15 protein-coding genes are annotated in these 13,528 nt (G+C 66.1%); 2 read left to right on the top strand and 13 right to left on the bottom strand.

Translation table 11 applies throughout. From position 1 onward, the window contains the following. Window positions 1-706 (bottom strand): hypothetical protein (locus MUO23_05260; GenBank protein MCJ7512361.1); only part of this gene is annotated, 706 nt, incomplete at its 3' end. Between the two features lie 79 nt (window positions 707-785). On the opposite strand from MUO23_05260, the gene MUO23_05255 reads away from it, so the two are divergent. Both MUO23_05255 and MUO23_05250 read left to right on the top strand, forming a co-directional pair. Then, window positions 786-1,487: a C4-type zinc ribbon domain-containing protein gene (locus MUO23_05255; GenBank protein MCJ7512360.1), complete on the top strand. Its 702-nt coding sequence runs from the start codon at window positions 786-788 to the stop codon at window positions 1,485-1,487. Between the two features lie 6 nt (window positions 1,488-1,493). Then, window positions 1,494-3,881 carry a HEAT repeat domain-containing protein gene (locus MUO23_05250; GenBank protein MCJ7512359.1) on the top strand — a complete coding sequence of 796 codons (2,388 nt, stop codon included), beginning with the start codon at window positions 1,494-1,496 and terminating at the stop codon, window positions 3,879-3,881. A 296-nt stretch (window positions 3,882-4,177) separates the two neighbouring features. Here MUO23_05250 and MUO23_05245 read toward each other — a convergent pair whose 3' ends face one another. From MUO23_05245 to MUO23_05190, 12 genes are all read right to left on the bottom strand, one after another. Next, window positions 4,178-4,501, bottom strand: a complete 324-nt coding sequence (locus tag MUO23_05245) for a DUF167 domain-containing protein (GenBank protein MCJ7512358.1) — start codon at window positions 4,499-4,501, stop codon at window positions 4,178-4,180. Window positions 4,502-4,512: 11 nt separating this feature from the next. Next, window positions 4,513-4,767 carry a YggT family protein gene (locus MUO23_05240; protein MCJ7512357.1) on the bottom strand — a complete coding sequence of 85 codons (255 nt, stop codon included), beginning with the start codon at window positions 4,765-4,767 and terminating at the stop codon, window positions 4,513-4,515. A 62-nt stretch (window positions 4,768-4,829) separates the two neighbouring features. Beyond that, window positions 4,830-5,465, bottom strand: a complete 636-nt coding sequence (locus MUO23_05235) for a YggS family pyridoxal phosphate-dependent enzyme (GenBank protein MCJ7512356.1) — start codon at window positions 5,463-5,465, stop codon at window positions 4,830-4,832. Window positions 5,466-5,561: 96 nt separating this feature from the next. After that, on the bottom strand, window positions 5,562-6,341 hold the full coding sequence (gene pgeF, locus MUO23_05230) for a peptidoglycan editing factor PgeF (protein ID MCJ7512355.1): 780 nt from the start codon (window positions 6,339-6,341) through the stop codon (window positions 5,562-5,564). A gap of 4 nt (window positions 6,342-6,345) precedes the next feature. Beyond that, window positions 6,346-7,335: a DUF2085 domain-containing protein gene (locus MUO23_05225; protein ID MCJ7512354.1), complete on the bottom strand. Its 990-nt coding sequence runs from the start codon at window positions 7,333-7,335 to the stop codon at window positions 6,346-6,348. Further along, window positions 7,332-7,904 (bottom strand): TlpA family protein disulfide reductase, encoded by a 573-nt coding sequence (locus MUO23_05220; GenBank protein ID MCJ7512353.1) that lies wholly within the window; start codon window positions 7,902-7,904, stop codon window positions 7,332-7,334. Before MUO23_05220 ends, MUO23_05225 begins: the two co-directional genes overlap by 4 nt. Window positions 7,905-7,913: 9 nt before the next feature. Beyond that, complete coding sequence (locus MUO23_05215) at window positions 7,914-8,636, bottom strand: cytochrome c biogenesis CcdA family protein (GenBank protein ID MCJ7512352.1); 723 nt, start codon at window positions 8,634-8,636, stop codon at window positions 7,914-7,916. Window positions 8,637-8,753: 117 nt separating this feature from the next. Further along, a complete protein-coding gene (locus tag MUO23_05210; protein MCJ7512351.1) occupies window positions 8,754-11,171 on the bottom strand; it encodes a copper-translocating P-type ATPase in 2,418 nt (805 codons plus the stop codon). A 28-nt stretch (window positions 11,172-11,199) separates the two neighbouring features. Then, entirely contained in the window at window positions 11,200-11,406 is a 207-nt protein-coding gene (locus tag MUO23_05205) for a heavy-metal-associated domain-containing protein (GenBank protein MCJ7512350.1), read from the bottom strand. A 17-nt stretch (window positions 11,407-11,423) separates the two neighbouring features. After that, window positions 11,424-11,693 (bottom strand): metal-sensitive transcriptional regulator, encoded by a 270-nt coding sequence (locus MUO23_05200; protein MCJ7512349.1) that lies wholly within the window; start codon window positions 11,691-11,693, stop codon window positions 11,424-11,426. An 844-nt stretch (window positions 11,694-12,537) separates the two neighbouring features. Next, a complete protein-coding gene (locus MUO23_05195; protein ID MCJ7512348.1) occupies window positions 12,538-13,053 on the bottom strand; it encodes a MogA/MoaB family molybdenum cofactor biosynthesis protein in 516 nt (171 codons plus the stop codon). After that, window positions 13,050-13,490 carry a GNAT family acetyltransferase gene (locus MUO23_05190; GenBank protein MCJ7512347.1) on the bottom strand — a complete coding sequence of 147 codons (441 nt, stop codon included), beginning with the start codon at window positions 13,488-13,490 and terminating at the stop codon, window positions 13,050-13,052. The genes MUO23_05195 and MUO23_05190 overlap by 4 nt, the downstream gene beginning before the upstream one ends. Window positions 13,491-13,528 lie beyond the last annotated feature (38 nt).

Below are 13,528 nucleotides of genomic sequence, written 5' to 3'. Positions count from 1 at the left end.
GCCACTGCAGGACCTGCTCCACGACCGCCCAAGTCCCCAGGACGCACCACAGCGTGGCCAGGACAAACGGCTGGACCATTCCAAGGAGGAGACCTGCCATCGCGGCCAGGCCGCCTGCCCTCCACACCGCCCCCCGAGACAGAGCAGCCAGAAAACCAAGCGTCAGGCCTGCCACAGCCAGCGGGAAGTGCGGATTGACCAATGTCGACAGCCAAGGGATGGACTCCGGGATCAGCAAATCGCTGGCTGCCAGACCCAAGGACACGCCGATCCACCCGAAACCGCTCACACCCAGAACCAGCGCAAAGGCGGACCAGCGGGCGGCCCGCGTCAATGCCAGGTGCTCGAGAAACCCGTAGATCGAGAGGTACATCACCGTCCCACCCAAGACCCTGGCGGCATGGAACGTTTTCCCCAACGGGAGGTTCCCCAGTCGGGCGAGGTGCCCCAACCCCAGGTAGTAGACGAAGAGAAACGACGGGCTGCCGGGCTGGGCCGTATACGGCAGGACGAATTGCCAGTTCCCTTCCAACCCCTGGCGCATCTTCGCCAGATAGCTGAACCCGTCGTAGGGGTTGAGCATGAAGCCGGAGAACACCCAGCCGGGTGGGGTAGTTCGACTCGCGACGAAGAATGGGACCAGCGTCAGAAGGGAGACGCCAATCGCCAGGCCGGCCGCCAGCCTGCGATCCCGACCGAGGGACATCCTGCGAATTGTACGTCCAGCTAGTGGGCGCGCCAACCCGCGCTTGCGGCACTCGACTCACTTTATCTATAATCCAGGTATGAGCCGTGCATCCAGCCTGTTTCGCCTGCAGCGCCAGGACAAAGAACTTGACGGGCTGCGATCGCGGCAAGCAGCGATTGAGGCCGAACTCGCCACGGCCGGTGGGCTTGGCTCGCGTCGCGGCAGCCTGCGGACGGCTGTAGCCGAACTTCAGGCAGCCCAGACCGCCAATGCCCAGGCCGAGAATGAAGTGCTGGTGCTGCGAGCCAAGATCGAGGCTACCGAGGCTGCCCTCTACGGGGGCAGCGTACGCAACCCGAAAGAGTTGGCAGACCTGCAGCAAGAATCCGACGCTCTTCACCGCCACCTGACCATCCTCGAAAACCGGCTGCTGGATATCATGCTCGGCCTCGAGGGCGCCGAGAATGGGCACGGTCTGGCACAGTCGGACCTGGACTCGGGGGAAGCCGCGTGGTCCCAGGCTCGTCAGGCGCTGGAAGGCTCGCTCACCGCCCTTGCCCGGCAGATGGAACGGCTTGAGGGGGAACGCGAGGCGACCATGGCCAGCATCCCCGCGCCCGACCTGGCGTTGTATGAATCGCTGCGCCGGTCCTACGGCGGGACCGCCGTCGCCGAAGTCCTGGACGCCAGCTGCGCTGCCTGCGGGCTGGCGGTCGCCCCCTCGATCATACAGACCGTCCGCAGCAGCCCTGAGCTCGTCCGCTGCCGCCAGTGCAATCGAATCCTATACGCAGGATAGTGCCCCATGCTGACAGGGATTTTCGGCTTCAGGTTTGATCTGCCGGAGTTCATCGCGGGCTTGCTGCTGGGAATGCTGTTCTTGTTGCTGATTCTGCGCGCCCTGCCCCACATCTCCCGTGGAACCGGCTGGCTCCGACTGCAGGTTGTGAAGATGCTCGACAGCCTGACCAGCGGAGCCGTCGTCAAGTACCGGGCAGAGCTGTCGGCGCGGGCCGGACGAATGCACATGGCGCGGGCCCTGTTTGGGCTCGAGCAAATCGCGGTTGTGCCACGTCTGCTGGCGCCTCCCTTCCCGACCGACCCCCAGCAGACCGAGCCGATCCCTGAGACATCCCTGGCCGTGCTGCCGAACCTATCGGATTGGACGTACCTCTCCGGCCTGTACGCCGCACCCAGCCTGACGGTTGGCGAACTGCTGGCGACCGGCAAGTCCGTCCTCATCACCGGGGACCTGGGCAGTGGCAAGTCGACCGCCCTGGCCTATGCCGCCATCCTGACCATCCAGCGCAGTGCCGAGGGGTTTCTTCCACTCCTGGTGCATGCCGCCGATTTCCGCCCGGACTACCTCACTGGCAAGGACCCGCTTGAAGCGCTGGTTCAGGCCAGCCAGCAGTCCGTGTCGGCCGGCATGGTCTCGCGCATGCCGAACATGCTCCGCCAGGCCTACCGACAGGGAAAAGCCATCCTGCTGCTTGACGGACTGGACGAGTTCCCGGAGGCGCAGCTCCCCCCGTTTGCCACCTTCATTGCGGCGCTGCTGCGTGCCTACCCAGGCAACCGGATCGTGGCCGCCGGGCCTGCGGTTGGCTACGACGGCCTGGCGGCTGCGGGTCTGGCGCCGCTGGCGATCCTTCCCTGGACGGAATACGACCTGCGCACGTTCTTCAATAAGTGGTCGGCCGCCTGGCTGAAAGCCGGGAAGGAAGCGCCGGCGAAGAAGGGAATGGGAGACATCGATCCGGCGCTCCTGAATGGGTGGCTGGCGGGCGCCTCGCGTGGTCGAACCCCGGCGGAGGCGGTCGCCCGAGCCTGGGCGGCCTATGCCGGCGACGCCCGCGGCCCCGGCACCATGGATGCCCTCGACGTCTACCTCGATCGCCTCCTGTCCGGCGCAGACCGCCAGTCGGCGGAAGCCTGCGCCACAGGTTGGATCGCTGAAGGTAGTGGTGCCTTCACCGAGCGGATGCTGCGGCGAGGGACTTCCATCGGATCCCTCGTCGATGGCGGGATGATCGAACGGCGCCCGGCTGGGCGCTTGTCTTTCACCTTCCCGGTCCTGGGAGCCTACCTGGCTGGGCGGGGACTGGCCGACACCGGCATCGCACCTGCCGCGCCCGCCGACTTCTGGCTTCCGGCGGAGTATGCTCTGCGCTGGTACGCCGCCAGCGGCGACGTTGCACCCATCGTCGAGGAGCGTCTGCAGGCAGAGTACGACCCGCTTAGCCTCAACCTGCTCGCCTGTGCTCGCTGGCTGCCGGATGCTCCGGCCAAGGCCACATGGCGAGCCAATGTCCTGCGCGGCCTGGCCGCAATAGCCCAGAAGGACACCCAGCCCTACGGCCTGCGGCTGCGGTGTGTTCATGCTCTGGCGGCATCGTACGAGTCTTCCGTAGCCATCCTGTTCCGGCGGATGGCGGAGGCCGCAGCCGAGAACACCCGCCTACTGGGCGCGCTGGGCATGGGCGGTCTGGGGGATGAGGAAACTGTCAAGACGCTGATCAAGATCGCCAACACGGACCGCAGCCTGCTGGTCCGCCAGGCAGCCTGCCTGGCGCTGGGGGCCACCGGCACGGACCCCGCGCTGGAGGGGCTCGGACACGTCCTGCTCGGCGGGGAGGCGGCGCTTCAACTGGCCGCCGCCGAGGCACTGGCCTGCCAGCCCGAAGAGGGCTTCAACATGCTGCGCGATGCGATGGCGGTGGACAACGGCAACACGCGTCGGGCGGCGGTGTTCGGGCTGGCGCGCGTCCCGGAGCCTTGGGCGCTGGAGATGCTGGAGAAATGCCAGGTGGAAGACAGCGAGTGGGTGGTCCGAGGTGCCGCCTCGGAGGTCGTCGAGCGCCGGCGACGACCGCCGTGGAAGATCAATCCGCCAGCGCAGGAACTCTCGGAGATCCCATGGCTGGTGGCCTTCGCCGCCCGGGAAGGGCTGGGCATCGCACCCGGCAAGTCCTCTCAGGAGATGCTACGGCGTGCCATAACCTCCAGCTCACTCGACGAAAGCATCGCCGGGCTGGAATTGGCGGGATGGGTCAGCCATGGCGAGTTCGGCCTTGAGATTGAGCGCGCCATGAATAGTGGGGACCCGCACCTGCGGGATGCCGCCTACGAGGCCCTGTGGCGGCAGGCCGCGCCCGGCTCATCGAGAGGGGACGAGGTTCCGCCCCCGTAGGCATATCCGCAGCCGCTGGGAATTGGGGGTGGGCCGACTATACCCAACAGCACTGAAATGGGAAATGGCCGGAGGGATCGGGGGACGCCTGTATCCCTTTAGGAGCCTGCGGAAGAACGTACATCAACAAGGAGAAAACGGCATAGGTTGGGGTTTGGGCTTCGCCCAAACCCCAACCTATGCCAATTCCTCTTCTATCGTGAGGATTCTTCTGCAGCCTGCTAGATCGTCTTTTCGCCCCTCGCCCCGACGGTTGGCGCTGAGTGGGAGCGCGGGCTGCGGTCCGCTGCCCGGCCTCAGCCGTCTTCCTGACTCTTCTCCAGCAAAGCCGACAGCCGGGCGTGGGCCTGGCCGGGCGTCAGATCCCGGATCGAGACCAGCTTGTCGAGTCCCTTCTCACCGACGATGACTTCGATCCGGTTGCGGCGGATGCGAAGCGCCTTGGAGAGGAAGTCCAGAAGTTCCTCGTTGGCTTTGCCTTCGACCGGCGGGGCTGCGACCCGGATCCGGATTGTGCCGTCCTCGAGCATCCCGGCGACCTCAGTCCTCCGAGCCCGCGGCGTCACCCGGATGGTGAGCGCCGTCCCACTGACCCCGCTGTGAAGCTTGAACTTGCGCATCTCCCCTCCCATCAGCTAGCCAGGAGGCGCAGCAGAATGTATTCCACGACCTGGACGAGCAGGAGCAGGACAATCGGGCTCAAGTCCCACATTCCGGTCTGCGGCATCAAACGCCGGATCGGCGCCAACATAGGCTCGACCAGACGGTCGAGGGCCCGGCGAACGGGATGATAGGCGTCGAGCACGAAATGCACAAGGATATCGACAAACACCAGAATCGTTATCAGGCTGGCCAGCAGCCGGATGAAGTCCTCCGCCCTCAGCATCCCTGTTCGCCCTCCGTCCTGAGCATTGTCACCCCGCCCTCCCTGCTCGAACTTGCTTGAGGCTAGCTGGCTTCCCCAAAGATAGCCCGGCCAATCCGGACGCAGGTTGCCCCCTCTTCGATGGCGACTTCGAAGTCGTCGGTCATGCCCATCGAGAGCTCCCCCCAACGGCCAGGCAAAATGCCTTCCAGGAATTCGGCCAGTCTGGATAGCCGCTGAAAGCTCGGGCGGGATGCCTCCGGGTCGTCTGACAGGGGCGCCATCGTCATCAGCCCGCGAACATCCAACCCCTGTAAGCCCGCCACCTGCACCAGTTCCCTCGTCGTTTCGGCCCACGCCGTTGGCTCAGACTGCTCCCAACCCTCTTTCGTGCTCTCGCCGGAGACGTTGCACTCCAGCAGCGCAGCCAGGCGCGGCTGTCCAAGGCCTGCGAAGCGATCCAGGCGAGTGGCAAGCTTCATGCGATCGACGGAGTGTATGAGGAAGAACTGGCCGACCACCGACTGCGCCTTGCGGCTTTGCACATGTCCGATCATGTGCCAGCGGACTCCCTCCAGCCCGCGCAGCCCATCGATCTTGGGACCTGCTTCTTCAATCCGGTTCTCGCCGAAATCCCGCACTCCGGCCTCATGCACGGCCCGGATCGCCGCCAGGCCGCGGCCCTTGCTGACGACTAACAGCCGCACCTGATCCGGCATCCGCCCGCAGCGGGCGCACGCCGCCTCGATACGCTCTCTGACTTGATCTAGCCGGTCCCAGATCGCCCGGTCTTGCGAAGCCCCATGCATCCGCAACTACCTCAGGCCGATCAATGCGCCAAAGCGACCCGTGCGTCCTGCCTCACCCCGGTGAGAGTACCAATCCGACAGGTGACATGCGGTGCACAGGCCTGACTCCTCGATGTCAACCACCCCCTCAGACTCAAGCAGCCAACGGTTGGCTGAGCCAAGGTCCAAGTGGATGGCGCCATTGTAAGGCTTGAGATGCCGAGCGCTCTCGGCGCCGAAGGCCTCCTGGAACTGCTGCTCAACTTCCGCGCCGATGGGAAAGTGGTCCACACCGATTGCCGGGCCGAGGGCCGCTCGGATCTCTCGGGGCCGGCTGCCAAATTGGGCGGCCATGGCCCTCACGGTTTCCAGCGCCGTCTTGCGCACCGTCCCCAGCCAGCCGGCATGGGCGATCCCGGCAGCATGCCGGACCGGGTCATACAACAGGATCGGAATGCAGTCCGCAAAGCGCATCAGCAGCGTGACGTGGGGTGAGCTCGTGATCATGGCGTCTGCCTGAACGAGGGGCGCCCCGGCCCTCGGCGCCCTAACTAGAACCACCTGGTTGGAGTGAGTTTGCCACACCTCGTGAAGGCTGTCTTCCGCCCGGCCGATGGTGCGCAGGATCAGCCCCCGGTTGGCCTGCACGTTCTCAAGGGCATCGCCAACCGTACTTCCCAGGTTGAGGGAATCCCAAGGTGCCGGGCTGCTTCCACCCAGACGGGTGAAAACGCCATGGGCAAGGCGGGGAAAGCGCAGGATGTCGAATTCGAGGTAACGGAGGTCGCCGACCTGCCGGAAGGGCATTTGGCTAGTCTACCACTCGGTCATCCGTCGGCGGGGCATCCAGGCTCTTGTCCCGGCCGCTGAGCTTGGTCACAAGTTCCCCGCGGGCCTCAGCCATGGCCTCCTCGGCATGCGGATACGCCAGCCATACGCAGCTGAGGCCGAAGAGCAGGCCGGTGATCGTTCTCAGCAGCGGCGTGCTCTCCCTCGGAGGAAACGGGAATCCGGGAATCGCCGAAAGCAACTGCGAGAACCCGTCCAGGGCCAACGGGACAATCCCCACCAGCACCCAGACCATCATCGACGGCGGCCGCAGCCGGCCGCGCACCAGCGCGAAGCCCAATCCCCCGAGCAGAATCCCGGCATAGATGGCGATGTCCCGCTGGCAGAAGGCGACCTTGTAGCCCACCTGTTCGTTGCCCACGAACTGCTTGGCAGCAAGGTAGTCGTATTCATCGAGGCCGGTTGCCTCGCCGTAGCTAGTGACCGGCATCCCGGCCAGCTGGCGCGGGTAGGCCGCTTGTTCGCCGAACAAGAACCATGAGCGGAAGGCGAGCTGGTGACAGAGCGGCGAATAGATTGTATAGATCACGCGGGCGGGTCCGGTTGCGCCGGCCTTCATCAGAGCCGGCGCCAGGAACGGCAGGCCGACGAATACCAACACCACCAGGTTGAAGACCGCCAGCCAATGCCGGGTGAAGGACAAGATAGACCGGTTCACACCCAGGGCGATCCGCTGCTCGAACCCTGAGCGTGGAGTGTCCGACTGGGCACTGGCCCCCGCCGCTGCCAGCGTCACCCGCAAGTCCGTCTCGCCGATCGGAGCCCGCAGCGTATACGGTCCTACCAGCACGACCGGGATGGCCTCGGCGTACTTCTGCTGCAGAGCCGGCTCCGAATCGATATCGACTTCAACCAGCTGGTGGGGGTATTCGGCTTGCAGACGCTCGAGGGTGCCCCGCACCTCATCACACAAGTTGCACTCCGGGCGGGTGTACAGGACGACTCGCATCATGCTTCCAACCCCATTTCCTGCAGATAGTCCGCCAGCTGGCGCTCCGACATCATACCAATGTGCACCGCCGCGACTGTCCCGTCCCGGTCGATCCAGTAGCTGGTTGGGTAGCCCAGAACCCTATACAGCCGCTGGACGACGGCTCCGGGATCGAGCAACAGCGGGAAGGACAACCCTAGTTCGTCTTGGAAACCCTGCACATCGGCCTCGGACTCATCGAAATTGACGGCCAGCACCTGGAACCCTTTCGCACCCGCCGACTGCTGGGCCCGTTCCAACGACGGCATTTCCAGCTTGCACGGCCCACACCACGTGGCCCAGAAGTTCAGGAGCACGACCTGGCCGCGGTAGTCGGAAAGCGAGACGGAGCGGCCATCCAATGTTTCGAGGGTGAAGTCCGGTGCCGGGGCCCCGACAACCGGCGCCGGTCCCGGCCCAGATGGCGCCAGCCCCGCCGGTGGCGGCTCTGGCGCCGCCGGGAATCCGAGGAACACGACCAGCCCGATTCCCAGGCCGAAGAGGACGGCGCTGGCAAGCAGCAGCCAGGGAGCGGATGCCTTTGGGGACAAGGTGGTCGCTTACAGCCCGAAGTCCACGAAGAAACCGAAGCGCGCCAAGCGCCCGAGCGTGCCGGTGAGGAGCAGCACCCCGACCACGACCATTAGGGCGCCCGAAACAAAGGCAACGTAGCGGACGGCAGTACCATGCCGTCGCATCAGCTCGGCGATGCGCCCCACGCCCAGCGCCGCCATCAGGAACGGGATTGCCAGGCCGACGGAGTAGGCAGAAAGCAGGATAACGCCCTGGCCTAGGGCTGCCGAGCTCAGGGCCAGGGTCAATACGGCCCCCAGCACGGGCCCGACGCACGGTGCCCAGCCGGCGGAGAAGAACACGCCCATCATGGCCGACGACAGGTACCCATAGCGCCGGTCCGGTGCCACTTGTCGGCGGGTGTCGTAGTTCAGGAATGGGATGTGGATCACGCCCATGGTGTGCAGCCCAAAGATGATCACCACCAGACCGCCAACCCGCGCCAGCCACGTTCGCAAGTCGTAGAGCAAGGCCCCGGCCAGCGAGGCCGCTGCACCGAGCAACACGAACACCACGCTGAAGCCCAGAACGAAGGCCAAGCCGTGGGAAAAGGTCGTCCACCGGTTGCGGACGACGACCCCTTCCGGTGAGACCGAGACCCCTCCCAGGTAGCCGAGGTAGGCCGGAACCAGGGCCAGCACGCAGGGTGACAAGAATGAGGCCAGCCCTGCGAGCAGCGCCAGCCAGATTGTTACATTGGAAATGTCCATCCAGCCTTTCCCCGGTCAACCGGCCGCCGGGCCCATTCTATCCTCACCTGACGCCTGCGCATCATTGGCTTCTAGACGACGGCAACACCATGGTTCTGCCGGAACAGGCTGGGCTTCTCATCCCAACTTGAGGCCGCGCAATCGCAGGCTATTTGTGACGACGAACACCGAACTGAAGGCCATGGCGCCAGCGGCCAGGATCGGGCTCATGAGTCCAAGGGCGGCTGCCGGAATCAGCAGGACGTTGTAAATGAACGCCCAGAATAGGTTCTGACGGATCGTGCGCAGGGTGCCCCGCGAGACCTGGATTGCCCTCGGCACACCCTGCAGGCTGCCGCCGATCAGCGTCACCTGAGCGGAGGCGATGGCCACATCCGTCCCGGTGCCGATGGCGATCCCCACATCCGCCTGCGCCAGGGCCGGAGCATCGTTGACCCCATCGCCGACCATGGCCACACTTTCGCCGCGCGCCTGCAGCCGTCGCACCTCGTCCGCCTTTTCCCCCGGAAGCACCTCGGGAATCACCTGGTCGATCCCTGCCATTCGCCCAACCGCCTCCGCCGTGGCCCGGTTGTCGCCGGTAAGCATTGCCACGCTGACCCCCAGGGCCCGCAGCTCGCCGACGGCTTCCGCTGCGCCCTCCTTCAGGGTATCGGCAATCCCCAACACGCCAGCCAGGCGGCCGTCGATGGCCACGCCTACCGTCGTCTTCGCTTCGGACTGCAGTCGCTCGTACGCCGGCCCCATCTCGCCCGGCCCAATCCCCGCCTCAGCCAGCCAACGCCCAGCGCCAACCAGCACCTGCCGACCCTCGACCTCGGCCTGCACTCCGCCTCCGGCGACCGCCTGGAAGCGGTCCGGCCTCGCCAGATGCATCCCTTCGGAGCGGGCGGCGGCCACGATCGCCTCCCCCAGAGGATGCTCAGAGGCTGCCTCGGCCGAGCCCGCCAGGCGCAGCAAGTCTTCCCGGCTGCCGAAGTCTTCAGCCACCTCCACGTCCGTCACGCTCGGCTGGCCGCGGGTCAGGGTACCCGTCTTGTCCAGGATAACGGCTTGCACCTTACCGGCCCGCTCCAGAGCCTCGCTCGACTTGAACAGGATGCCATAGCTGGCCGCCCTTCCGGTCCCGACCATCACCGCCGTCGGCGTCGCCAGCCCCAGGGCGCAGGGGCAGGCCACGACCAAGACGGCGATGCTGTTCATCAAAGCGCGCGTGAAAGCCTGGGAGCCGGCTGCCGGGGCGACGAACATCCAGGCGAGGAACGTCAGCAGCGCGATCAGCAGCACCACCGGCACAAACACCGCCGACACCTGGTCCGCCAGCCGTTGGACCGGTGCCTTGCTCGCCTGCGCCTCCTCGACCAGCCGGACAATCTGAGCCAGGGCCGTGTCCTTGCCCACGCGGGTGGCTTCAAAGCGGAAGGCGCCTGAGCGGTTGAGCGTTGCCCCGATCACCTTGTCGCCCACGCTCTTCTCAATGGGCATGGCTTCCCCGGTGAGCATCGATTCATCCACGGAGGAGCGGCCATCGACCACCACGCCGTCCACCGGGATCTTCTCCCCAGGCCGGACGGCGAGCACATCGCCAACCACCACCTCGGCGACGTCGATATCGGTTTCGACCCCGCCTCGCAGGAGACGCGCCCGAGGCGGCTGCAGGCTCACCAGCTTGCGGATGGCGTCGCTCGTCTTTCCCTTCGCTCGAGCCTCGAGGTACTTGCCGAGCCGGATCAGGGTGATGATCACCGCCCCGGTCTCGAAGTAGACATGGCCCTCGGCCCATCCCAACAGGATCAGCAGGGAGTACAGATAGGCGGCCGAAGAGCCCATCACGATCAGGACATCCATGTTGGCCGACCGATTGCGCAGCGCCTTGTAGGCGCCGACGTAGTACGAGCCGCCGACGTAGAACTGCACGGGAGTCGCCAGAAGGAACAGCAGCCAGGTGTAGCCGGCTCCATGGGCGACGGCGTGCGGAACGAGCCCAAGGTCGCGAGCCATTGAGAGCAGCAGCAGGGGCACCGTCAGGGCCAGTCCGATGAGCAGCAGCTTCTTCTGCTGTCGGAGCTCCGCCTGGCGAGCCTGCTGCTCGACGTCCTCGAGCGACCCCTCGGCCTCGAGCACATCGAAGCCCGCGCCCCGGGCGGCTTGCCGAAGTTCGTGCTGGCTGATGATCGTCGGGACGTACTTGACGACCGCCCGCTCGCTGGCTATGTTGACGGCTGCCGCCTCGACGCCAGACAGCCCGGCCAGAAGCCTCTCCAGCCTGCGGGCGTCGCTGTCATCGTCCAGGCGGCGCAGCACCAGCGTGGCTTCGCCGAGGGCGACATCGTAGCCAGCCGAGCGGATGCGGTCGATGATCGCCTTGTCATCGGTTCGCTTCGGATCGAACTCGACGCTGGCGCGCTCCGAGGCCAGGTTGACCTGGACGCTGGAAACCCCCTCGAGGCGTTTGAGGTTGCGCTCAACGGTCGAGACGCAGTTGGCGCAGGTCATGCCGAGCACCGGCAGGATCAGGTGCCGGACCTCGCTCATCGCCGCTACCCCCCGCCCTGCAGCCCGCTCAGCCGGCGATCGGGTAGTTGATCTCGGCCATCAGCGCCCGGATGGCTTCCTCAGTCGCCGGGGCGTCGAACTCGATCTTGACGTCCTTTCGCTCCTGCGAGGCCTCCACCCCAAGGACTCCCTCGAGCAGGGTCAGCTCGCTGGTAATCGTGTGGACACAGTGGCCACAGGAGATGTTGGGAACGGCGTACGTCTTGGATATCACGATTCCTCCTTCGGTCCTCAGACCTTGGTAGCCATCTCGTAGACTTCGCGTATCTCCTCGAGAACACGCTCGCGTTCATCGGCATCGTCCCCGCGGACGGCCGAGATCAGGCACGAGCGCAGATGGTCGTCCAGCACGTTGGTTGTGATCTTGTTGAGGGCGCCCTGGACAGCCTGGATCTGCCGGATCAGGTCGATGCAATAGGCATCCGATTCGACCATGCGCTCGATTCCCCGGATATGGCCCTCGACGGACTTCAGTCGGCGCAGCGTGTCTTGCTTGTCCATCAGCCCCCTCCATCCCCCCCCCGTGGGGGTGGGCCTGAGTAGTCTACCAGTTGGACCCGGTTTGTCAAGTGGGTTCCCCGGCTTGCGCCCAGAAGGGGTAGAGGCGGTGGGCCTCGGTCGCAACCCGTCGGGGCTGGGCCTGACGGCTACGTGGGGGCGCTGGCCGGACCACCGCACGGCCAGACGCAGAGATTAATGTGGGAGGCCGTGGCGGGGGTTGCGCGCGGTCCCCGATCACGCCTGTCGGCCCCGCCCCCGGCGAGGGTCTCACAGATTGCCCACGCCTCCCTGGTCTTGCTTCCAAGAACTGGGGCCAGGTCATTCAAGGTGCCTATGCGCAGGTCGGCTGAAGGACACCCCACAGCCGCTGCGCCGGCCACACGGCCCATTCCCCTGGCTGCCACGCTAATCGCGGCGCCGATCCTGACCCCGTGCGAGGGCCCGAGGATCCGTGTTCGACCAGGGCAGCAGCGCCCGGGGGCTGCCGTCAACTACGAAGCCGTTCGCTGTGCTAGGCCCGCTCTTCATCCACCCGCGCCCAGAGTGAGGCACGCAGGTCCTCGATGTCGCCCGGCACGAAGTAGGCGGAGAGCGCCAACAGCCGGGCCTGGGCCACCGGTCGGACAGGTCCCCCACACCCGAAGCAAGCCCGCGCCGACCAGCAGGGCACCGGACGTCACCTAGCCCAACTGGGCTGGGTCCATCTCGAATACGCCCATGATCGAGGTCGTCTGCGGTCTGATCAGCGGCCGGTCCGATGGTGCAGCAGGCTGAAGCCGAAGGAGACGGCAAAGACGAACGTTCGGACCCAGGTCCGGTGCCTCACTTCGGCCTGGCGCGGGGGTCAGGCCCGCCTGGATCGGGGCGTTCGGGCGTGGCCGGACTCGGCAGCCTGGGGATCGCGCAGCAGGGCGATGGCATGCGGCAGAGCCGGCTCGATGGCGGCCAGGTTCTCCAAGGCGGCCTTCGGGCTTCCGGGCAGGTTGACAATCAGACAACTTTGGCGGATGCCGGCCACGGCCCGCGACAGCATGGCGTGCGGCGTTTGCGACAAGCTGTCGGCGCGCATCGCTTCGGCCAGCCCCGGCGCCAGGCGGTCCACCACCCGCAGCGTCGCTTCCGGCGTGCGATCCCGGTCGGCAAAGCCGGTGCCTCCGGTCGTCAAGACCAGGTCGACTTCGCCGGAGTCGGCCCAGGCGGTCAACACCTGCTCAACCCGTGCCTGCTCGTCGGGAACGATCTCCCGATGCACATCTTGCCAGCCGAGGGCCCGCACTCGTTCGGCGAGCTGTGGGCCGCTGGCATCGGGCCGCTCCCCTCGGAAGGAACGGTCAGACACCGTCAGGATCCCGACTCTCACAGCAGCTCCTTGCCCATCAGCGTGACATCCATCGCCTGCCATCCCAGTTCCTGGTAGAAGTCCAGTGCCTCCTGGCCGGCATCTGCGACCAGCAGGTAGCTCTTCAGGCAGCCGCGACGCCTGAGCCGCGCCTCGATCTCCTCCATCAGCCGTCGCCCCAGCCCGCGACGCCGAAAGGCGGGGGCGACGGCCAAGTGGTAGATCAGTCCCCGGCGGCCATCGTATCCGCCGACCACCGTCCCAATCACGGCGCCATCCAGCTCGGCCAGGACAAACAAATCCGGATCATGCTCGACCTTCTTCCGGATCTCCGCCGGCAGATCCGAACGCGAGAGCTGCACTCCGGGGCCGCAGTGCTCCCAGAGCGATTTCACCGCCGAGTAGTCCTCGGGATGTCGGTAGTCTCGGAGGTTGAGAGCGAGGGGCTGCAACGACATGCGAGTCACCCGCCGGTCCGCAAAACCAGGCCGCCAAC

The organism is Anaerolineales bacterium, assembly GCA_022866145.1.
Classification (GTDB): Bacteria; Chloroflexota; Anaerolineae; order Anaerolineales; family E44-bin32; genus PFL42.
This window is presented reverse-complemented; position numbering and strand designations above follow the sequence as displayed.